Source organism: Exiguobacterium sp. BG5(2022) (assembly GCF_031844365.1).
Classification (GTDB): Bacteria; Bacillota; Bacilli; order Exiguobacteriales; family Exiguobacteriaceae; genus Exiguobacterium; species Exiguobacterium profundum.
This window is the reverse complement of record NZ_JAUZVB010000001.1, coordinates 1,351,045-1,372,798: the sequence shown is the minus strand read 5'-3', so window position 1 is coordinate 1,372,798 and position 21,754 is coordinate 1,351,045. Positions and strand designations below refer to the sequence as shown.

At 50.5% G+C, this 21,754-nt stretch carries 18 protein-coding genes; 15 read left to right on the top strand and 3 right to left on the bottom strand.

From position 1 onward, the window contains the following. Positions 1-78: 78 nt before the first annotated feature. From ftsE to Q9R25_RS07005, 5 genes are all read left to right on the top strand, one after another. A complete protein-coding gene (gene ftsE, locus Q9R25_RS07025; RefSeq protein WP_047795074.1) occupies positions 79-765 on the top strand; it encodes a cell division ATP-binding protein FtsE in 687 nt (228 codons plus the stop codon). Next, the gene (gene ftsX, locus Q9R25_RS07020) at positions 755-1,657 is read left to right on the top strand and encodes a permease-like cell division protein FtsX (RefSeq protein WP_031422854.1); all 903 of its coding nucleotides are present in this window, start codon (positions 755-757) and stop codon (positions 1,655-1,657) included. The genes ftsE and ftsX overlap by 11 nt, the downstream gene beginning before the upstream one ends. A gap of 23 nt (positions 1,658-1,680) precedes the next feature. Then, the gene (locus Q9R25_RS07015; RefSeq protein WP_047795075.1) at positions 1,681-3,000 is read left to right on the top strand and encodes a murein hydrolase activator EnvC family protein; all 1,320 of its coding nucleotides are present in this window, start codon (positions 1,681-1,683) and stop codon (positions 2,998-3,000) included. Between the two features lie 101 nt (positions 3,001-3,101). Then, entirely contained in the window at positions 3,102-4,505 is a 1,404-nt protein-coding gene (locus Q9R25_RS07010; protein WP_047795076.1) for a S41 family peptidase, read from the top strand. A 28-nt stretch (positions 4,506-4,533) separates the two neighbouring features. After that, entirely contained in the window at positions 4,534-5,688 is a 1,155-nt protein-coding gene (locus Q9R25_RS07005; RefSeq protein WP_236548934.1) for a PDZ domain-containing protein, read from the top strand. Positions 5,689-5,753: 65 nt separating this feature from the next. On the opposite strand, the gene glpK is transcribed toward Q9R25_RS07005, so the two are convergent. Both glpK and Q9R25_RS06995 read right to left on the bottom strand, forming a co-directional pair. Next, complete coding sequence (glpK, locus tag Q9R25_RS07000; protein ID WP_074036268.1) at positions 5,754-7,271, bottom strand: glycerol kinase GlpK; 1,518 nt, start codon at positions 7,269-7,271, stop codon at positions 5,754-5,756. 28 nt (positions 7,272-7,299) lie between these two features. Continuing rightward, positions 7,300-8,007, bottom strand: coding sequence for an MIP/aquaporin family protein (locus Q9R25_RS06995; protein ID WP_047795079.1), 708 nt, complete (start codon positions 8,005-8,007; stop codon positions 7,300-7,302). Positions 8,008-8,469: 462 nt separating this feature from the next. On the opposite strand from Q9R25_RS06995, the gene uvrB reads away from it, so the two are divergent. From uvrB to Q9R25_RS06980, 3 genes are all read left to right on the top strand, one after another. Beyond that, positions 8,470-10,440 carry an excinuclease ABC subunit UvrB gene (gene uvrB / locus Q9R25_RS06990; protein WP_047795080.1) on the top strand — a complete coding sequence of 657 codons (1,971 nt, stop codon included), beginning with the start codon at positions 8,470-8,472 and terminating at the stop codon, positions 10,438-10,440. Beyond that, positions 10,441-13,314 (top strand): excinuclease ABC subunit UvrA, encoded by a 2,874-nt coding sequence (gene uvrA / locus Q9R25_RS06985; RefSeq protein ID WP_047795081.1) that lies wholly within the window; start codon positions 10,441-10,443, stop codon positions 13,312-13,314. A 65-nt stretch (positions 13,315-13,379) separates the two neighbouring features. Beyond that, entirely contained in the window at positions 13,380-14,549 is a 1,170-nt protein-coding gene (locus tag Q9R25_RS06980) for a DUF4097 family beta strand repeat-containing protein (RefSeq protein ID WP_012726931.1), read from the top strand. 36 nt (positions 14,550-14,585) lie between these two features. On the opposite strand, the gene Q9R25_RS06975 is transcribed toward Q9R25_RS06980, so the two are convergent. Beyond that, a complete protein-coding gene (locus tag Q9R25_RS06975) occupies positions 14,586-14,942 on the bottom strand; it encodes a hypothetical protein (protein ID WP_012726930.1) in 357 nt (118 codons plus the stop codon). Between the two features lie 148 nt (positions 14,943-15,090). On the opposite strand from Q9R25_RS06975, the gene hprK reads away from it, so the two are divergent. The 7 genes from hprK (at position 15,091) to rapZ (ending at position 21,753) form a co-directional block, all read left to right on the top strand. Continuing rightward, positions 15,091-16,026, top strand: a complete 936-nt coding sequence (hprK, locus tag Q9R25_RS06970; protein WP_012726929.1) for an HPr(Ser) kinase/phosphatase — start codon at positions 15,091-15,093, stop codon at positions 16,024-16,026. A gap of 2 nt (positions 16,027-16,028) precedes the next feature. Beyond that, a complete protein-coding gene (gene lgt / locus Q9R25_RS06965) occupies positions 16,029-16,847 on the top strand; it encodes a prolipoprotein diacylglyceryl transferase (RefSeq protein ID WP_074036274.1) in 819 nt (272 codons plus the stop codon). Further along, entirely contained in the window at positions 16,847-17,497 is a 651-nt protein-coding gene (ppaX, locus tag Q9R25_RS06960; RefSeq protein ID WP_159562639.1) for a pyrophosphatase PpaX, read from the top strand. Before lgt ends, ppaX begins: the two co-directional genes overlap by 1 nt. Beyond that, a complete protein-coding gene (locus Q9R25_RS06955; RefSeq protein WP_074036278.1) occupies positions 17,490-17,972 on the top strand; it encodes an acyltransferase in 483 nt (160 codons plus the stop codon). The genes ppaX and Q9R25_RS06955 overlap by 8 nt, the downstream gene beginning before the upstream one ends. A 293-nt stretch (positions 17,973-18,265) precedes the next feature. Beyond that, a complete protein-coding gene (locus tag Q9R25_RS06950) occupies positions 18,266-19,738 on the top strand; it encodes a tetratricopeptide repeat protein (RefSeq protein ID WP_196430994.1) in 1,473 nt (490 codons plus the stop codon). 68 nt (positions 19,739-19,806) lie between these two features. Further along, positions 19,807-20,760, top strand: coding sequence for a thioredoxin-disulfide reductase (trxB, locus tag Q9R25_RS06945; RefSeq protein WP_074036283.1), 954 nt, complete (start codon positions 19,807-19,809; stop codon positions 20,758-20,760). A 120-nt stretch (positions 20,761-20,880) separates the two neighbouring features. Next, on the top strand, positions 20,881-21,753 hold the full coding sequence (gene rapZ / locus Q9R25_RS06940; protein WP_031422867.1) for an RNase adapter RapZ: 873 nt from the start codon (positions 20,881-20,883) through the stop codon (positions 21,751-21,753). Position 21,754 lies beyond the last annotated feature (1 nt).

The window sequence follows — 21,754 nt, the reverse complement described above, 5'->3', positions numbered from 1 at the left end:
ATATACAGTAACTAAAATAATTGATTCAAATTCGTCATAGATGCTTAAAAATAATTTAAAAAGGGTAGGGAATACGTTATGATCTCGATGCAAAAAGTCAGTAAAGTATATCCGAACGGCGTCGTCGCCATGGATGACCTCGATCTAGAGATTCGCGACGGCGAGTTCCTTTATGTCGTTGGGCCTTCCGGTGCCGGAAAGTCGACGTTCATGAAGATGATTTATCGTGAGGAGAAGCCGACAGCCGGTCAATTGTTGATTGACGGACTCGATGTCGGGAAAATTAAAGACCGACACGTACCGAAGCTACGCCGTCAACTCGGCGTTATCTTCCAAGACTTCAAATTGTTGCCGTCACTTACGGTATATGAGAACGTAGCGTTCGCATTAGAAGTTGTAGGAGCGGATACGTCTTCGATTCGGAAACAAGTCATGGATGTGTTGAACCTTGTCGGATTGAAGAACAAGGCGCGCAACTATCCGGACGAACTATCAGGTGGAGAACAACAACGTGTCTCGATTGCTCGCGCAATCGTCAATAAGCCAAAATTGATCATCGCCGATGAGCCGACAGGGAACTTAGACCCGGAAACAGCATGGGGCATCATGGAAGTGTTTGAAGAGATTCACCGCCGCGGAGCGACAATCGTCATGGCAACACACAACCGTGACATCGTCGATAAGATTCGTCACCGCGTCATCGCGATTGAGAACGGGAAAGTCGTGCGCGATGAAGAGAAAGGAGCATATGGCTATGATATTTAAGACTGGATTGCGCCATTTGCGTGAAGGGTTCAAAGGAACACTTCGGAATGGATGGATGTCGTTCGCGGCGATTAGTGCCGTGACCATTACGTTGCTACTTGTCGGTGTATTCGCACTCGTCATGTTCAACATCAATGAAATTTCAGATAACGTCGAAAATGATGTCGAGATTCAAGTGTTCATCACTCGTACAGCGGATGAGAACTCGGTTGAGAAACTCGGAGAGAACATTGAACAGGTGCCGGGCGTCTCGACGGTCACGTTCAGTTCAAAAGAAGATGAGCTAGCGAAGTTCCAAGACCAGCTCGGCGATGATGCGGCTGCATACGGAACGGTCGAAAAAGATAACCCGCTCCACGCCCGCTATATCGTCAAAGCACAAGACCCGACAGAACTAGAGGAAGTGGCCAAATCGGTCGGTTCACTCGATAATGTGGACGATGTGAAATACGGAAAAGACTACATCGATAAAATGTTTGCTTTCTTCAACGGGATTCGCATCGGTGGACTCGCGTTGATTGTCGGTTTGACATTGATGGCGATGTTCTTGATCTCAAATACGATTAAAATGACAATCTTCTCGCGTCGCCGTGAGATTGAAATCATGCGACTCGTCGGAGCGAAAAACAGCTTTATCCGCTGGCCGTTCTTTATCGAAGGATTGCTCCTTGGAATGCTTGGGGCTCTCGTCCCGATTCTTGTCATTTATTTCGGATATGACGTTGCATATAGTGCTTTACAACCATCGCTTGATCAATTGAATAGTGATATATTTAAGTTGATTGATCCATCGACGCTAACAGTCCAAGTATCGCTTGTTTTACTTGCACTCGGTGCGTTCATCGGAATCTGGGGATCGACGACATCGCTCGGTCGTTTCTTGAAAATCTAACTTAAATAAGGAGGAGTTGGCGGATGAAACGTTCGCTTGCGCTAGGGTTGTGTGTATCGTTACTTGCCATGCCGGTCATGGCGACAGAGAAAGACACGTTGAAAGCTCGACAAGATCGACTGTCCAATGAGTTGGAGGAGTCGAAAAAAGCGCAGGCCGAGACGGATGCCGAACTCGAGATCACCGAGGCAGAGCGTGATGCCGTGAAGACGGAAATACACGTCGTCGACGACCGGTTGAATGAATTGAGCGAACAAATCGCCATTCAGCAGCATGAGGTCGATACAGCCCGGGCAGAACTCGAGTCGACCCGCCAACAACTTTCCGTTCAGGAAGAATACTTGGAAAGCCAGAAGGAACTCGTGAACGAGCGCCTTCGCGTTTTGCAAGTACATGAAGACACTTCCTATTTACAAGTCATTTTTGAGTCCCGTTCTTTCGGCGACTTCGTGACAAGGGCTATGACGGCCCGCACGATCGCTGAACAGGACCGGGAGCTCATACATAATTATATGAGTGAGATGGAACGTTTGGAGTCGCTCGAGTCGACACAACGTACCCAGCTCTCTTTCATCAAGCAAAAAGAGCGCGAGCTCGTCATCACCAAGCAAGACCTTGACCGGACGGCCGAGAAGAAACGTGACCTGTTGGTTGAACTGAACGAACAAGTAGAGCAGCTCGAGCTCGAAAAGATGACGCGCAGTGAAGAGCAGGCGGTCATGGCTGAACAGAACCGCATCATCAGTGAACAACTAGAGGCGATTGCGACTGCCGAACGAGAAGCCGCAGAGGCAGCGGAACGTGCCAAACGTGAAGCTGAGGCGCGTGCCGCTGAAGAGCGAGCAGAAGCGGAAGCCCGTGAGTCGGAGGTCGAGGAGGCACCAGAAGTGACCGCACCAACCGAAACACCGACGAATGTGTCCACGTCCACGGGATTCGTTCGTCCTGTGTCCGGTTATGTGTCTAGTCCGTTCGGTCCACGAGACAACCCGTTGACAGGTGTGCCGGAGATTCACAAGGGCATTGACCTCGTCAATGCGTCTGGAACACCAATCGTGTCAAGCGCACCAGGTGTCGTCATCAAGGCGGCACCGGCGACCGGGTATGGAAATGTCGTCTTCGTTTCGCATGTCATCAACGGTGAGATTTGGACGACCGTCTATGCCCATTTAAATGCGATCACAGTCGGAGCCGGTCAACAAGTGGCGGCGGGACAGACGGTCGGAACGCTTGGCAATACCGGCTGGTCGACGGGACCCCATCTTCATTTTGAGTTACACCGAGGGAAATGGGCACCGGGACAGCCGAACGCGATTGACCCGGCCCCGTATATTGGATACTGACAGAAGCGGACGCGTCCCAAATATGTGGAACGCGTCCGCTTTTCCTCTAGTTTTTGCTATACTAATGAAAAGACTTACAAAGAGAAATGAGGGACCAACCCGTGAAAAATTCAACCGCAGGACTACTCGCTGGCACAACGTTCGTGGCTGGGGCCGGTGCAGGCCTTGCGACGATGGCGTTTACAGACACATCGCTTCCCATTCAAACGAATGCGGAAGGCTGGGATAAAGTCGACCAAGTACGTGATTTGATTGAAGAACATTCGTTACAGGACATCTCAGAAGACGATTTATTGACCGGTGCGCTCGACGGGATGACCGCAGCGCTGAACGACCCGTATTCGGATTTCTTGGATGCGGAAGAAACGTCACAATTTACGGACTCGATTGAATCGAGTTTTGAAGGAATCGGCGCGACTTTGGAGAAGAAAGGAGAGGACATCTTAATTGTCGCTCCGATCAAAGGCGCTCCGGCCGAAGAGGCTGGACTTCGTCCCGGTGACATCATCACAGCGGTCGACGGGGAGTCGATTGAAGGGATGGATGTACAGGAGGCCGTCCAATTGATTCGAGGAGAAAAAGGGACGACCGTCACATTGACGATTCGCCGTGGCAGTCAGACGGCGGACTACGAGATCATACGTGACACGATTCCAATCGAGACGGTCTTCTCTGAAGTGAAAGAGAAAGACGGTAAAAAGATTGGGTATCTCCAAGTCACCCAATTCTCAGAACCGACGGCTGATGAATTCCTCGAACAACTCGAGCAACTCGAGTCAGAAGAAATCGATAGCTTGATCATCGATGTTCGTGGAAATCCGGGAGGTCTCTTGCCTGCCGTCATCGAGATGTCGGAAGGGTTCGTCCCGACATCAAAACCGGTCGTCCAAATCGAGAATGCGGACGGTGACCGTGATGCACAAAACGGTCGCGCTCGTGAAGCGAAACCGTATGACCTGTTTGTCTTGACGGATGAGGGTTCTGCCTCGGCATCTGAGATTTTGACTGGTGCGATGAAAGAAGGAGCAGGCGCGACCATCATCGGGACGAAGACGTTCGGAAAAGGTGTCGTCCAGACGGCGTTCGACTTAGAGGACGGCAGTAACTTGAAATTGACGACGAGCAAATGGCTCACACCGGACGGAAATTGGATTAACAAGAAGGGCATCGAGCCGGACATTGAAGTGGAGCAACCGGACTTCTTCAACGTGACCCGTGTCCTGACAGAAGAAGAGTCACTCCAAGTCGGAGATTACGGTGACGCCGTCTCGAACTTGCATAAAATTTTAACTGGAATCGGCTATGAGCCAGGCGGTCAGCCGGGATATTACGGGGACACGATGGCGAACGCCGTGAAAGCATTCCAGACAGACAATGGTCTCGAGGCTTCTGGAACTGTCGATGAAGAGACAGCCTCTGCACTCGAAGCGAAATTGCTCGAAGCGATTCAAGATGAGGCGAATGACGCCCAATTGAATCGTGCGCTTGAAGAAGCCGCAAAATAACGTTGTATGAAAGAAAGGGTTGGACCGCGTGGAAGTTGTACGAATGGGTGTTACGGCTTTATTGACGTTGTTAGGTAGTCCGCTGTTTTGGGTGACACTCGTCGCCCTTACATACATATCGCTGACACGGGTCAAGCGAGAACGGGCCATGTTCCGTTCGAGACGTCGCTCACCGAAGTCGGAATGGAGACATTTCATCTGGCCGAGTCTTCTGTTAGCGGTCCTCTCATCGGCCGTGACGATTTTACTCGAGACGACCATCACGTTTGAGTGGGCCGTCTCGTTCACGATTCTCTATACGCTCGTCGTCTTGACGATGCATCCGCGATTCTTTAATCCGGTGCTGCCTCTTCTCGTGTTGTTCGGGGTCGTCTTGTTACGCGATGTTGTCGCATATGGGGCGCTTCGTGATTGGGTAGCAGCACTCGCTCAGGTCGATTGGACGGTCTATGCGCTCACATTCGGCCTCGTCACCCTTGCGGAAGCGATTCTCTTGCGCTGGAACGGACCAAAAGAGACATCCCCGACCTTGATCTTGTCGAAACGGGGGCAGTTTATCGGAGGGCATGTCGTCAAACGGATTTGGTTTTTCCCGCTCGTCGTCTTCGTGCCACCGATGTTCGGTCTCGACTGGCCGATGGTGCCCATCATTCTTCCGATTCCCATCGGGGTCAGTTTATTGTCGACCGGCGCCTTACCAGGAACGCTTCTCGCACGATTGAGCAATTATCGTGCCGTACTCGCTTTGATCGCTCTCGGTTTATTCGCCCTCTCATATGCGTTTAAGATTCCATATGTCGACTATGTAGTATTGACGATATTCGTCCTCTATGAGCTCGGCTTACAATGGATCAAACGCGAGAATCGGGGAACGACACCCGTTTTCATCAATGGAAACCGTGGGGCGGTCATCGTCGACACGTTACCGAACTCACCTGGGGAGACGATGCAGCTCATCCCGGGTGAATCGATTTATAAAGTCAACGGGACGGTCATCACAGGAGGGCATAGTTTTTATGAGGCGCTCCAGCAACATAAGCCGTACATCAAACTGGAAGTATTGAATCTGAACGGGGATATCCGATTCGTTCAACGAGCGATGTATGAGACCGATCCACATGAGCTCGGAATTTTGTTCGTCGGGGAACCGACGAGCCCGAGAGTTCGCTTACGTAAACTGTAAGAGTATCCGTCATGGGTACTCTTTTTTGCATACAAAAAGGGCACCCGTGAGGATGCCCGTTCGTCTTATACATCAAGTTTTGAAGGCTTGAATGCCATTGTGGCTTCGACAGCGTGTTGCCATCCTTTGTAGAGGGCTTCGCGATGAGACTCATCCATGTTTGGATCGAACTTCTTGTCGAGTTTCCACTGTTCTTTGACTTCGGCTTGGTCTTTCCAGAATCCAACGGCGAGACCTGCCAAGTAGGCGGCACCGAGTGCAGTCGTTTCACTCACTTCAGGACGCTCGACCGGGACGTTGAGAATGTCCGATTGGAACTGCATGAGGAAGTTGTTACTGACGGCCCCACCGTCGACGCGAAGCGTCTTCAAGTTGATGCCTGAGTCACTCTCCATCGACGTGAGGACGTCACGTGTCTGGTAAGCGAGTGACTCGATTGTCGCCCGGACCATCTGTTCTTTCTCTGTCCCACGTGTGAGACCGAAGATGGCACCACGGACGTCAGAGTTCCAATACGGTGCACCGAGACCGACGAAGGCAGGAACGACGTAGACACCGTCAGTTGATTCGATCCGTGTCGCATACTGTTCCGAGTCTTTCGCTGATTTCAACATCCGCAATCCGTCACGGAGCCACTGGATCGCCGAACCGGCGACGAAGATCGAACCTTCGAGCGCGTATTCTACTTTCCCGTTATAGCCCCAAGCGATTGTCGTCAAGAGACCGTGATCAGATTTGACGGCTTCTTCTCCCGTGTTCATGAGCATGAAACAACCTGTTCCATACGTGTTTTTCGCCTCACCTTTTTCGAAGCAAGTTTGTCCGAACAAGGCGGCCTGTTGGTCACCTGCAGCTCCGGCAATCGGGACTTCGAATCCGAAGAAGTGGTATGGAATCGTGTTCGCATAGACTTCACTTGACGGTTTGACTTCAGGAAGCATTGATTTAGGCACTGTCAAGATGTCGAGTAACTCGTCATCCCACTTCTGCTCGTAGATGTTGTACATGAGTGTACGCGATGCGTTCGAGTAATCGGTTACGTGTGCTTTTCCACCAGAGAGTTTCCAGATGAGCCACGTGTCGATTGTCCCGAAGAGGAGTTCGCCGTTCTCAGCTTTTTCACGTGCACCCTCGACGTTGTCAAGAATCCATTTGACTTTCGTTCCTGAGAAGTAGGCATCGATGAGGAGACCTGTTTTGTCGCGGACCATATCGGAATGACCGGCTGCTTTCAGCTCTTCACAGATGTCGGCGGTTTGACGGGATTGCCAGACGACGGCGTTATAGACAGGGCGTCCTGTTTCCTTCTCCCAAACGACAGCTGTTTCACGTTGGTTCGTGATCCCGATTCCAGCAATCTCATTCGGGTCGATATCAGCAGAACCGAACGCTTCCGCCATAACGGCGAGGACAGAGCCCCAAATCTCATTGGCGTTGTGCTCGACCCAGCCTGGTTTTGGGAAGTATTGTTTGAATTCGCGCTGTGCGACTGTGACAATTTTTCCATCATGATCAAAGATGATTGCCCGTGAACTTGTGGTTCCTTGGTCCAATGCTAAAATATAACGTTTTTCTTTCGCCATATGTGATTTCCTCCTTCAAAATTATGTGTTAAGGGACGAGAATACCGTAGATGAGTGCGGCAATAATCGCACCGATAATCGGACCGACGACCGGGATCCATGAATAACCCCAATCTGAAGATCCTTTTCCTTTAATTGGAAGGAATGCGTGTGCGATACGTGGCCCAAGGTCACGTGCCGGGTTGATCGCATATCCCGTCGTACCACCGAGCGAAAGACCAATCGATACAATCAAGAAACCAACGATGAGTGGATTGAGTCCGTCTGCGAATGTGTTTGCCCCGAATGACAACAATGCAAAGACAAGGACGAATGTTCCGATAATCTCACCAATCAAGTTGTACGGCGTGCTTCGAATACCTGGAGCTGTCGAGAACGTCGCCAGTTTTAAACCAGGATCGTCTGTCGCATCATAGTGCGGCTTGTAGTGGACATAAACCAAACATGCCCCGATGATGGCTCCAATAAACTGAGCGAGGATATAAAGTGGGACATCAGCCCATGGGAATTCGCCTGCTGTCGCGAGACCAATCGTGACGGCAGGGTTGATGTGAGCGCCTCCGTAAATTCCGGCTGCGTAGACCCCGACCATAACGGCAAGACCCCAACCCATTGTGATGACAATCCAGCCAGAGTTTTCCGCTTTGGAATGGCGGAGGACGACGCCGGCGACGACACCGTTACCGAGCAGAATCAATAGCATCGTACCAATAATTTCACTGACAAATGCTGACATGTGATACTCCCCTTTCTCCCTTATGCAATTTGACTTACCACTTCATTATATGCCCAAAATGTAAGCGTTTTAAAACAGTGTTTTTAAAAAATCCTACTTTTTTCCTACAAATGTTCACATTTACAGCTGTAAACTTCACAAAAGAGTTAAGAAGCAGAGCGAAACGTTCACGAAGTGGATGTTTTTTTTGGATATTTCAAGCATTCCAATTTACTAGGGACATAGTCCAATCTGAAAAGTGTAATGCTTTATGCCACAAAAGTGATTCTGTTGAAATCTTGATGTGATGATTTGGATGGAACAAGATGTTTCTTTTGAGACAGTAAAGGAAAAAGAAATGAACAATGGATTGAATGAAAAAAAGAAATAAAATGAATTAACCTACAAGCTAATAAGCGAATATTTGTTCGTGTCTATGGTATAATCAAGACACTTATGAAATGAGAAGGTGAGGAGTATCTTATGGAATCGATTCCGTTTGCATTACAATCTGAATTTCAACCAGGAGGCGACCAGCCTGAAGCGATTCGACAGCTTGTCGAAGGTGTAAATCGAGGTGACCGGTATCAGACGCTCCTCGGTGCAACGGGTACGGGTAAAACGTTTACCGTCTCGAACGTCATTCAAGAAGTAAAGAAGCCGACACTCGTCCTCGCCCATAACAAGACGCTCGCCGGTCAGCTCTACTCGGAGTTCAAAGAGTTCTTCCCGAACAACGCGGTCGAGTACTTCGTCAGTTACTATGACTATTATCAACCGGAAGCGTACGTGCCGTCGACGGATACGTTCATTGAGAAGGATGCTTCAATCAATGATGAAATCGATAAGCTGCGTCACTCGGCGACGTCGGCTCTCTTTGAGCGCGATGACGTCATCATCGTCGCATCTGTCTCCTGTATTTATGGTCTCGGTAACCCGGAAGAATATCGGAGCCTCGTCTTGAGCCTTCGCGTCGGGAAAGAGATGGGACGTGACGAGATGTTACGTAAACTCATCGACATTCAATATGAACGAAACGATATCGATTTCCAGCGTGGACGTTTCCGTGTCCGCGGGGACGTCGTCGAGATCTTCCCAGCATCGCGTGACGAACACTGCATGCGCATCGAGTTCTTCGGAGACGAGATCGACCGCATCCGTGAGATGGATCCGTTGACGGGTGAAATCATCGCAGACCGTGATCACGTCGCCATCTTCCCGGCATCCCACTTCGTCACACGCGACGAAAAATTGCAAAAGGCAATCGTCAACATCGAAGCGGAACTTGAGGAACAACTTGAGAAGTTCCGCGAAGAAGGGAAGCTCTTAGAAGCGCAACGACTCGAGCAACGAACGCATTACGATTTGGAAATGATGCGTGAGATGGGGTATTGTTCAGGAATCGAGAACTATTCGCGACACTTGAACTTGATGCCTGAAGGTTCAACCCCGTACACGTTAATCGATTACTTCCCGGAAGATTTTTTACTCGTTGCTGATGAGTCGCACGTGACGCTCCCGCAAGTACGCGGGATGTACAACGGGGATCAGGCACGGAAACAAGTGCTCGTCGACCACGGCTTCCGTCTCCCTTCGGCGAAGGATAACCGTCCGCTCAAGTTCGATGAGTTCGAGAAGAAAGTCTCACAAGCGATTTTCATCTCGGCGACACCAGGTCCGTACGAACTCGAACATACGCCGAACATGATTGAGCAAATCATCCGTCCGACCGGGTTACTTGATCCGACAATCGAGATTCATCCAATCAAAGGTCAGATTGACTACTTGATGGATCAGATTCGCGAACGCATCAAGCGCGACGAGCGCGTGCTCGTGACGACGCTCACGAAGAAGATGGCAGAGGACCTATCCGATTACTTACGCGAAGCGGGAATCAAGGTCAACTATATGCACTCCGAAATCAAGACGCTCGAGCGAATCGAAATCATTCGTGACCTTCGTCTCGGTAAATATGACGTGCTCGTCGGAATCAACTTGTTGCGGGAGGGTCTTGACATTCCAGAGGTCAGCCTCGTGACGATTCTCGATGCCGATAAGGAAGGATTCCTTCGTTCCGATCGTTCGCTCATCCAGACGATTGGACGAGCGGCGCGTAACGCGAACGGACATGTCATCTTGTTCGCGGACAAGATGACCGATTCGATGGCGCGTGCCATCGAAGAGACGGATCGTCGTCGGTCGATTCAACAGGCTTATAATGAAGAACATGGCATCACCCCGCAGACGATTCGAAAAGACGTCCGAGGGGTCATTCGGGCGACGGTCGAGGCGGAAGAGGAAGCACTCGAATCGCTCAGTACGATGAAGCCGGCCGAACGCGAGGCGGCGATTGCCAAGTTGGAAGAAGAAATGAAGCAAGCGGCACGCGATCTCCAGTTCGAACGCGCGGCCGAATTGCGTGACTTAATCTTGGAGTTGAAGGTAGGGAATTAAATGGCTGAAAAGAAAAATGCGATTGTCATCAAAGGGGCACGCGTCAACAATTTAAAAAATATTGACATCGATATCCCACGTGACCAGCTCGTCGTCTTGACGGGCTTGTCCGGCTCCGGGAAATCGTCACTTGCGTTCGATACGATTTATGCGGAAGGACAGCGTCGGTACGTCGAGAGCTTATCCGCCTATGCCCGTCAGTTCCTTGGACAGATGGATAAGCCAGACGTCGATACGATTGAAGGACTTAGCCCGGCCATCTCAATTGACCAGAAGACGACGAGTCGTAACCCGCGTTCGACGGTCGGGACGGTGACCGAGATTTATGATTACCTTCGTCTATTGTTTGCAAGAATCGGGAAACCGGTCTGTCCGAACCACGGCATCGAGATTTCGAGTCAAACGATTTCGCAGATGGTCGACCAGGTGATGGAGTTGCCGGAGCGGACACGACTCCAGATTTTGGCGCCAATCGTGTCGGGTCGGAAAGGGACGCACGTGAAAGTATTCGACTCGTTAAAGAAAGAGGGATTCGTCCGTGTCCGTGTCAATGGTGAAACGATTGAATTGACGGATGAGATTGAGCTCGATAAAAACAAGAAGCATTCGATTGAAGTCGTCGTCGACCGCCTCGTCGTCCGACCTGACGTCGAAGGGCGCCTCGCCGACTCACTCGAGACGGCATTACGTCTTGCGGACGGCCGTGTCATTATCGATAAGATGGATGGCACCGAGCTTCTCTTCAGTGAGCATCACGCCTGTCCGATCTGCGGGTTCTCCATCGGCGAACTCGAACCTCGGATGTTCTCATTCAACTCGCCATTCGGTGCATGTCCGACGTGTGATGGTCTTGGGACGAAACTAGACGTCGACCCAGAACTCGTCATCCCGGACCCGTCGAAGACGTTGAAAGAGGGGGCGATTGCCGCATGGCAACCGACAAGTTCCCAGTACTATCCACAACTTTTGGCTGCGATGTGCCAGCATTTCAACATCGACATGGACGTGCCGTTCGAGCGCCTATCAAAACGTGATCAGGACCTCGTCTTGAACGGATCTTCGGAGGAATCGTTCCTCTTCCGCTACGAGAACGACTTCGGTCAAGTGCGGACGAATACCATTTTCTTTGAAGGGGTGCTCCGTAACATCGAGCGCCGTTACCGGGAGACAACATCCGACTATATCCGTGAGCAGATGGAAATGTACATGGCGACACATGCGTGTCCGACATGTCACGGCTATCGCTTGAAAGAAGAGTCGCTCGCCGTCAAGATCACGGGTCAGCACGTCGGGCAAGTGACGGAGAAATCGGTCGTGAACGCACTCGCGTTCTTTGAAGGACTCAACGAGCAGTTGAGCGAGAAAGAGATCGCCATCGCCCGTCTCATCCTCCAAGAGATTCGGGAACGACTCAGTTTTTTGAATAACGTCGGTCTCGACTACTTGACGCTCTCTCGTGCCGCTGGAACACTCTCGGGTGGGGAGGCGCAGAGGATTCGTCTCGCGACACAAATTGGGTCTCGTCTCACGGGTGTTTTGTATGTCCTTGACGAACCATCCATCGGTCTTCATCAACGTGATAACGATCGGTTGATTTCGACCCTCAAACAGATGCGGGACATCGGCAACACGCTCATCGTCGTCGAGCATGACGAGGACACGATGATGGAAGCCGACTACTTGATCGATATCGGACCAGGCGCAGGAGAACATGGCGGACAGGTCATTGCGGCCGGGACGCCGAAACAACTGATGAAAAATAAAAACTCGCTCACCGGTCAATATCTTGCTGGGAAGAAGTTCATCCCACTTCCGGCTGAACGGAAGATGCCAGACGAACGTTTCTTAAAGATCGTCAAAGCAGAAGAGAACAACCTAAAAGACGTCGACGTTTCCATTCCACTCGGGATGTTCGTTGCCGTAACAGGGGTCTCGGGATCGGGTAAATCGACCCTCATCAATGAGATTCTCTATAAATCGCTCGCGCACAATATGAACCGGGCCAAAGCGAAGCCAGGCAAGCACAAGAAGATTGAAGGACTTGAGCATATCGATAAGGTCATCGATATCGACCAATCCCCGATCGGACGGACCCCTCGTTCGAACCCGGCCACGTATACGGGTGTCTTTGATGATATTCGTGACGTCTTCGCCTCGACGAATGAAGCGAAGATGCGCGGCTACAAGAAGGGACGTTTCAGTTTCAACGTTAAAGGCGGGCGCTGTGAAGCATGTCGTGGGGATGGGATCATCAAAATCGAGATGCACTTCCTTCCTGACGTCTACGTTCCGTGTGAGGTCTGTCATGGGAAACGCTATAATCGTGAAACGCTCGAAGTGAAGTACAAAGGAAAGACGATCGCAGACGTCCTTGATATGACGATTGAGGAAGGACTCGAATTCTTTGACAAGATTCCGAAAATCAAGCGGAAGATTCAAACGATTTATGACGTCGGTCTTGGCTATATGAAACTCGGTCAGCCGGCGACGGAACTTTCGGGTGGGGAAGCCCAGCGTGTCAAACTCGCTTCGGAACTTCATAAACGGTCGACCGGGAAAACGATTTATATTCTGGACGAACCGACGACCGGTCTTCACGTCGACGACATCGCGCGCTTGTTGAAAGTGTTGCAACGTCTTGTCGAGAACGGGGACACGGTGCTCGTCATCGAGCATAACCTCGATGTCATCAAGTCGGCCGATTATTTGATTGACCTCGGACCAGAGGGTGGAGATGGTGGCGGACTCATCGTCGCAACGGGGACACCAGAAGAAGTCGCGGAAGTGTCAGGCTCGTATACCGGTAAGTATTTGAAGCCGGTTCTCGAACGAGATGCAGCCCGAGTGAAACCGAAAGCAGGAAAAAAGAAATAAGTATAGAAATGGTGAGAAACGGGAAGGTAATTGACGTGCAACCAAATTGAAGGGGGAAAACGAACGTGAAACAAGAAATGCGTGAACTGATTCTCCAGCAAGTGAAGGAAGGCAAGATGACGATCGAGGAGGCGATGACGCAACTCGAACGTCTCGAGCGACTTGAACCGGAACAGGTTCAAGCGCTTGAAGAGCGACAGGATACAGAAAAGGTCGATGCCTATTCGGTTGAATCGCTCACAACGAAACTGACATCTGCAGTGGAAGGGCTCGTGACGAAACTTCGCGACAGCGACTTCTCATTCAGCTCGAACTTTGGTCCGGAAGTGACGTATTCGAAGTCGTTCCCGTTCACAGGTAGCGATATCTCGCTCGACCTGTTCAACGCGTCGGCGACGATTGTTTCGTCTGATGCCGAAGATTGTGAACTGATTGTCACGGGTCGTCCGCTTCGCCAACAAGATGCGGATAAGGCGCTCGAACAGTTACAGTCTGCGGTTAAGCACTCTGTCATTGGTGATCGTCTCGTCGTTTCGCTCCGTGATAAACTCGTCCGGGCCCACGTGGAACTGTACGTCCCGCACCACCATTTCAACCATCTTCTTGTTCAAACGTTGAACGGTGAAGTCCGTGCCGATGGTCTCGATGTCGAGAACGTTCGTGTGCAAACCGCAAACGGGCGTGTCGTGCTCCATGACGTGCATGCATCCGAACTATTACTGAACACTGGTAATGGGACGGTCGAGGTCGAAGGTGTCGAAGCGGAACTCGTTCACGTTCGGACCGGAAACGGTGCCGTCATCGTCGGTGGGAAGTACGATAAAGCCTCCCTCAAGACCGGGAACGGAAACATCCGCGCGGAACTGGCGACAGCTCGTCCTGCGAAGTTTGAACTCGCGTCACTCGCCGGGAACATTCGACTCGTGTTACCACACGGCGTCGAGGTCGAAGGGGAGCTCGAGACGAATTTCGGTGGTCTGCATTGCTTGCTTGATGAGCTCGAAATCATCCGTGACCGCAAGGACGTCGCACAGCGTCGTCTGGAATTCTTATCGGGTCGCGGTCAAACCCCTCGTATCGAAGTCGAGGCGGGGACGCGTACCGGTACAATCGATTTGGAGCACGGTTCGGTCTATACGCCATCCACATTCCTCGATGAAGATAAAGTGGAACCGGCTGACCCGGTCGATCCTGTCGACCCGGGCGATTTGAACAATCCGTTCCATCAACAATAAGAAAATCCCGAAGGCTCAGCCTTCGGGATTTTTTGATTATAGATTCATTTCGTACTCCATCTGTTGCCAATCCATCATCTGTGTATCAAACAGAGTGAAGGCGCTGATAGCAAACACGATGAAGAGGACCGGTCCGGCAATCAAGAGAATGATTCCAAGAAGGCGCATCGACTTCGAGCGATTCCAATAGAAGATGATGGCGACAATCATGGAGATGAGCGCTCCGGACAAGAAGAATCCGATGATGTTCAAGATGAACAATAGCAAGATCGTCTCATTTTTCGTCGCGGCATATTCTTTCCACATATCGATTAACGATTTGATGATGTAAACGAGGGACCCAATTCCAATCACTAGCGCAAATAAGATGACAATTCCAAATAAACCTTCCATTATTCCACCTCCTAGTTAGCCTATACCCTACATACGAACGGTGTAATAGGATGGTTTCAACAATTTTTTGACACGTTCTTCATCACTTCCCTAGCCCGTCTTAGAAAGAGCTATGATACAATAATGAGCGTGAAAGGGGCAGATACTGATGCAAAATATCGTACGTACCGCTCAAGTTGTTGAGCGTTTTAAACTTCAAGTTATTGCGGGAGAGGAAGGACTTCATCGACCGGTCGCAACACCCGACCTGAGTCGACCGGGTCTCGTCCTTGCTGGCTATTATACGCACTATGCCAAAAACCGCCTGCAAGTGCTTGGGAAGACGGAGTTGACATTCTATGCGAGCCTCTCGGAAGAGAAGCGTCGTGAACGAGCTAAAATCTTGTGTACGGAACAGACGCCAGGAATTTTAATCACGCGTGGCTTCGATATTCCAAAAGAAATCGAAGAAGAGGCGGAAGCGGCAAACGTTCCTCTCATGCGGACGAATGCGGTGACGACATCGATTGAATCACAAATTACGAACTTCCTAGAGATGGAACTAGCACCGATGACGGCGATGCACGGTGTGCTCGTCGATATTTACGGTGTTGGTGTCCTCATCAAGGGCCAGAGTGGTGTCGGGAAATCTGAGACGGCACTTGAACTCGTCAAACGGGGGCACCGCCTCGTCGCCGATGATTCAGTCGAGATTCGTCAAACGGGGGACCAGCTCCTCGTCGGATCAGCACCGAAGCTCATTCGTCACCTGCTCGAGATTCGTGGGATTGGCATCATCGACGTCATGACGTTGTTCGGTGCGGGTGCGGTTCGGTCGCATAAAAAGATCAGTCTCATCGTCAACTTGGAGAACTGGGACGCGGGCAAAGTATACGACCGTGTCGGACTCGACCACAATACGATGAAAATCATCGACAGTGAAGTTCCGCTCTTGACCATCCCCGTTCGACCTGGTCGAAACTTGGCAGTCATCATCGAGGTCGCAGCGATGAACTATCGTCTGCAAAATATGGGAATCAATACGGCTGAAGAGTTCGCGGAACGTCTCGCGAACGCGATTCAGGATACTGAAGGAGACTTGTGAGCATGGTAGAACCGACATTTGATCGTGTGGCGTTTGAGATTGGCTCTTTGCCAATCTATTGGTACGGCATGATTATCGCCTTCGGGGCGATGCTTGGTCTCGTCCTCGCCTTATACGAAGCAAAACGTATCAATTATGATTCGGAACGACTCGTGGATGTCGTCATCTGGTCGATTCCGATCAGCATCGTCTTCGCGCGCATTTATTACGTGACGTTCCAATGGGATTATTATTCAGAGAACCTCGGACAAATCATCGACATTCGTCAAGGTGGGATTGCCATTCATGGAGCCATCTTCGGTGCTCTCCTTGTCGTCATCGTCTATTGTATGCGAAAGTCGATGTCGTTCTGGAAAGTGACGGACATCTTGGCGCCATCGCTTCTTCTTGGACAAGCCATTGGGCGTTGGGGAAACTTTATGAACCAAGAGGCACATGGTGGCGAGACGACGCGTAGTTTCTTGCAAGATACGCTCATGTTACCAGACTGGATCGTCAATCAGATGTATATCGATGGGACTTATTATATCCCGACCTTCTTATATGAAAGTGTATGGAATATCATCGGGGTCATCCTTCTCGTCGCGTGGCGCATGATTGGCAATCCACGACGTGGGTATATCTTCTTGTCATACCTCGTCTGGTACTCAATCGGTCGCTTCTATATCGAGGGACTTCGTACGGACAGTCTCATGTCAGGAGATTTGCGTGCGGCGCAAATGGTGTCAATCGCCTTGATCCTCTTCGGTATCGTCACGATGATTCTTCGTCGCAAGGCGAAACGTTACAACGACCCATCAGAGAAAGGATTGTTTGATTAATGGATACGATCTTATTTGATTTAGACGGTACATTACTCGATACGAACCCACTCATTATCGCGAGTTTCCGCCATACTTTCGACTATTATTTCCCGGAACATACGTATCGGGATGAAGACATTTATCGATTCATCGGACCGACGCTCGAAAAGTCGTTCCGTGAACTCAACGAGCCGGAATGGAAAGAGATGCAAGCCTTCTATCGGAGCTTCAACATCGCCATGCATGACCAACTCGTCGCAGAGTACCCAGGAGTCATCGAGGGGCTATATCGCCTTCATGCGAAAGGATACAAGATGGGCATCGTCACGTCGAAAGGTCGTCCAGTCGTCGAGCGCGGTCTTCGATTGTTCAATATCGACCACTTATTTGACGTCGTCGTGACAGCGGATGATGTCGAGAACGAAAAACCTCACGCTGAACCGGTCGAGCGTGCACTACAAGCACTCGACTCGTCACCAGAACGCGCCGTCATGGTCGGAGACAACGACACGGATATCTTCAGCGGGAAAAATGCCGGAACGAAGACGGTCGCTGTCGGCTGGGCCCTCAAAGGGCGTCCATTCCTCGAATCGCTCGAACCGGACGTCATCATCGACTCGATGGAACATTTCGAGGCGTGGCTAGACGAGGTCAGTATTCATGCGTAAGACGACACGATATCACATCGAGGGACCGAATCCGCTTTGGCAAATGTATCAGACGATTCGCTTTCTGCGTGTCTTCAAAAACACGACGGTCGTTCTGGTCGGTCGTTACTTTCCGTCGGTGAAGGCAAAGCGTTGGCTTTACCAGACGTTCCTCGGGATGAATATCGGAGAATATAGTGCCCTTGCTCTCATGGTCACACCGGACGTCATGTTCCCGGAACGTATCACGATTGGTCGCAATACGGTCATCGGATTCAATTCGACGATTCTCTGTCATGAGTATCTCGTAGACGAGTATCGGATCGGGGACGTCATCATCGGTGATGGCGTATTGATCGGTGCGAACGTTACCATCCTGCCAGGGGTAACCATCGGGGACGGTGCCGTCATCGGCGCGGGCGCGGTCGTGCACCGTGACGTCTTACCAGGAGAGCGGGTCATCGGTTCAAAGCTTCAATCGTTGACACATATTTGACACAATTTTTCGCAAAATGTTTTCATGAGCATTTTGTTCATACAGAATCAATAATACTTGAGCGGTATCACTTTTTTTTAAAGAGATGCCGCTTTTTCATGGATAAATGTACAGAAATGAAGCTATCATATTTTCGTTCAAAAACAATTTTTGAACCTAGTAAAAAATATTCATTATAGAGGGAATATAGTCGCAATTTTTTTTGACTTTTTCAGTTGCCCTCGTTGTTCGAGTGCGGTATTCTTATCCCTGCAACTAAAAAAGATTTAGAGATGATGTGGAGGATTTAGAATATGGAAGCGAACTATGAAGCAGTAATGACGCTACCCGAACCAGAATCTCCGCTCGCTGCGGAGCTCCACTACTATAGAGGTCGTCGTGCGTTACGTGAAGGTCGCCTGGATGAAGCGACTTTTTTCATGGCTGAAGCGACAGCGGCAGCCACGCATCGCGTCGACTATCATAAACAGTACGCAGAACTGTTATTTGAAGTAGGGGAGGTCTACCACGCCAATGACGTGTGGAAACGAGTATTAGAGCTCGATGAGACCGCAACAGAGGCACTGTATCACTTAGCAAGCAACTGTGCCTATGTCTCTCAATATGAGGAAGCGGCGCACTATGCATCCGAATATCTCGCCCGTGACACAAAAGGTCACTTCACGGAAGCCGTGCAATCCCTTCTTGAACTGATCGAACTCGAACAAGAGTTAGAGGACGAGGAAGAAGACGAATTGATCACGTGGCATACGGAAGCGCAGCGTCAAATCGATAAAGGACGATTGTTTGCGGCAAAGGCGACACTCGAGCGTCTCATCGGTCAATATCCATCGTTTTGGCCAGCATACAACAATCTGTCGGTCGTCAGTTTTTACCTTGGTGATGATCAAGCGGCATTCCGGACGCTCGAATACGTGCTCGACCAAAATCCAGGCAACTTGCATGCGATCTTGAACACGATTCTCTTGCTCCATGAAGCGGGTCAATCGGAAGTGGCCCTGCAGTTGTCGACACCGCTCACACGTGTCCGTCCACTCCAATTTGACTTACGTTATAAATTGGCGACGACACTCGCGCTTGTCGGACATTACGACCGTGCATATGAAGAACTGCGTCTATTGAAAGACCGCGGATTCCGTGGGGACCCATTGTTTGGGCATTGGCTCAGCGTGTCTGCCTATAAGACAGGACGACTTGAAGAGGCAGCCACCTACTTGAACAATGAAGAGATGAAACAGTTTGAAGAGAAACAAAGCTTCGACATCCGAGAAAACCTCGAATTTCGTTCGGCACTCGTCCAAGGATTGCGTCAAGAGAGCGACTTGGCTCGAATCGAGATTATCCGAATCATCGCCAACTTAAAAGATGACGAAGCGTTCGAAGCGCTTGCGCTCACGAATGCGGTGACGGAAAACGAGACGGTCCGTGCGTTCGCAGAGATGTGTCGTGCCGACCTTTGTCAGCAACCGTTCAAAGGAGACGTCCGGATCAAGCGTGCGTTTGATGCGCTCGTCTTGGCTGAAGCACATGTATCAGAAGCGGAACGGATGAGCCTAGAGGGCGACTTCTATGAACGTTTCGCGACGCTTCTGTTGTCTGATGAATCATTCATGGACGTAACGGCATCGGCCGCTGCGCTCGTCTGGATGTTTTATACGAAACGGGACGCATTGATTCTCGAAGATTGTGCGGACGCCTTCCATCTCTCGGTCGACACGTTGACAGAGACGGTTCGTTCGTTCAAACGGACACTCGAACAAGCATAAAGATAGACGATACCCTTACAGGTTTCTTATACTAAAGGCAATCAATTTCTTGCAGAGGTGGAATCAACATGACAGAAGAAAAAATTTATGACGTCATTATCATCGGTGCCGGTCCTGCCGGAATGACCGCTGCGCTATATGCTTCACGTGCGAACCTTTCAACACTTATGATTGAACGTGGGATTCCAGGTGGTCAGATGGCCAACACGGAAGACATCGAGAACTATCCGGGCTATGACAGCATCCTTGGTCCTGACTTGTCTCAAAAAATGTTCGACCATTCGAAAGCGTTCGGTGCGGAGTATGCATATGGGGACGTGCAAAGCATCTCGGATGAAACACAATATAAAATCGTGCATGCGCACAACCGTGACTATAAAGCACGTGCAATCATCCTCGCCTCTGGTGCTCAGTATAAGAAAATCGGCGTACCGGGAGAAGAAGAACTCGGTGGCCGTGGCGTATCGTACTGTGCGGTATGTGACGGAGCGTTCTTCAAAGGGAAAGATTTGTTCGTCATCGGCGGTGGCGACTCGGCTGTTGAAGAAGGTGTCTTCTTGACACGCTTTGCGAACAAGGTGACGATTGTTCACCGTCGCGATGAGCTTCGCGCTCAGAAGATTCTTCAAAAACGTGCGTTCGACAATGAGAAAATCGATTTCATTTGGAACCACACATTGAAAGAAATCACAGAGAAAGACGGGAAAGTCGGTGGAGCTCGTCTCGTCAGCACAGTTGACGGGACAGAGACAGACCACGAGATTGACGGCGTCTTCATCTATATCGGGATGAACCCGATTACAGGATTCGTTCAAGACCTCGGCATCACGAACGAACAAGGTTACATCGTCACGAACGAGGCGATGGAAACGAATATCCCAGGGATTTTCGCGGCCGGTGACGTCCGTGAGAAAACGCTCCGTCAAGTCGTCACAGCGACGAACGACGGGTCGATTGCCGCTCAGAATGCTCAACACTTCATCGAGGGGCTCCTCGAATCGTTGCAAGAACAAAACGCATGATTCAAGAAGGTAGGACTGCGGGGAACCGCGGTCCTTCTCTTTTTTTCGGACGTTCGTTATACTAGATGGAGAGAGCTACACACACGGCTAGGTTGTCAATTTTAAGGGGGCGTCAGCGAGATGGAAGACTTTAAAGGATTAGAAGAATTGATCATCATCAGTGGGATGAGCGGGGCTGGGAAGTCGGTCGCCATGAATAGTTTCGAGGACCTCGGCTATTTTTGTGTCGACAACTTGCCACCGGTGCTCTTGCCACAATTGATTGATGTCATCAGCTCGGTCCGACCGAAAATCGCGGTCGCCATCGATACACGGACACGAGACTTTATCGATAGCTTATTCATCGTCATCGACGATTTGGAAAAAAAGAATGTGCATCCGCACCTGTTGTATTTAGAGACGCGGGACGACGTGCTCGTTCGCCGTTATAAAGAGACGCGACGGTCCCATCCGCTCGCACCGGAAGATGCGCCACTTGTCGGCATCAAGATGGAGCGCGAACTGTTAGAAGGTTTCCGTGATCGGGCTCACACGCTGTATGATACGAGCGAATTGAAGCCTCAGATGTTGAAGGACCGCATCCTCCAACAATTCAATGAAGAACGGATCCCGTTCACAGTCAACTTCATGTCGTTCGGTTTCAAACATGGGGTTCCGCTCGATATCGACTTGTTGTTCGACGTTCGCTTCATCACGAACCCATTCTATATCCCTGAGCTCCGTCCACTCACGGGTCAGACGACAGAAGTACAGGAATACGTCATGTCTCATCCGGAGGCACGAGCATTTTATAAAAAGTTGATCGACATGCTCGAGTTCCTTCTCCCGCAATATAAACGGGAAGGCAAGACGCAAGTCGTCGTGGCATTCGGTTGCACCGGTGGGAAGCATCGGTCGATTACCTTCGCTGAGAAAGTGTCGGAGCACTTTGCTGAACGTTATAATGTGAAAACGGTCCACCGAGACCTCGCTCACGCGACGAAGGAGAAGTGAC

Bases quoted from the DNA above. Each gene is read 5' to 3' on its own strand.
- ftsE (WP_047795074.1), top strand. From the start codon at position 79: ATGATCTCGATGCAAAAAGTCAGTAAAGTATATCCGAACGGCGTCGTC.
- hprK (WP_012726929.1), top strand. From the start codon at position 15,091: ATGCAAAATATCGTACGTACCGCTCAAGTTGTTGAGCGTTTTAAACTT.
- trxB (WP_074036283.1), top strand. From the start codon at position 19,807: ATGACAGAAGAAAAAATTTATGACGTCATTATCATCGGTGCCGGTCCT.
- uvrB (WP_047795080.1), top strand. From the start codon at position 8,470: ATGGAATCGATTCCGTTTGCATTACAATCTGAATTTCAACCAGGAGGC.
- Q9R25_RS06950 (WP_196430994.1), top strand. From the start codon at position 18,266: ATGGAAGCGAACTATGAAGCAGTAATGACGCTACCCGAACCAGAATCT.
- glpK (WP_074036268.1), bottom strand. From the start codon at position 7,271: ATGGCGAAAGAAAAACGTTATATTTTAGCATTGGACCAAGGAACCACA.
- Q9R25_RS07015 (WP_047795075.1), top strand. From the start codon at position 1,681: ATGAAACGTTCGCTTGCGCTAGGGTTGTGTGTATCGTTACTTGCCATG.
- ftsX (WP_031422854.1), top strand. From the start codon at position 755: ATGATATTTAAGACTGGATTGCGCCATTTGCGTGAAGGGTTCAAAGGA.
- Q9R25_RS06955 (WP_074036278.1), top strand. From the start codon at position 17,490: ATGCGTAAGACGACACGATATCACATCGAGGGACCGAATCCGCTTTGG.
- uvrA (WP_047795081.1), top strand. From the start codon at position 10,441: ATGGCTGAAAAGAAAAATGCGATTGTCATCAAAGGGGCACGCGTCAAC.
- lgt (WP_074036274.1), top strand. From the start codon at position 16,029: ATGGTAGAACCGACATTTGATCGTGTGGCGTTTGAGATTGGCTCTTTG.
- ppaX (WP_159562639.1), top strand. From the start codon at position 16,847: ATGGATACGATCTTATTTGATTTAGACGGTACATTACTCGATACGAAC.
- Q9R25_RS06995 (WP_047795079.1), bottom strand. From the start codon at position 8,007: ATGTCAGCATTTGTCAGTGAAATTATTGGTACGATGCTATTGATTCTG.
- rapZ (WP_031422867.1), top strand. From the start codon at position 20,881: ATGGAAGACTTTAAAGGATTAGAAGAATTGATCATCATCAGTGGGATG.
- Q9R25_RS06975 (WP_012726930.1), bottom strand. From the start codon at position 14,942: ATGGAAGGTTTATTTGGAATTGTCATCTTATTTGCGCTAGTGATTGGA.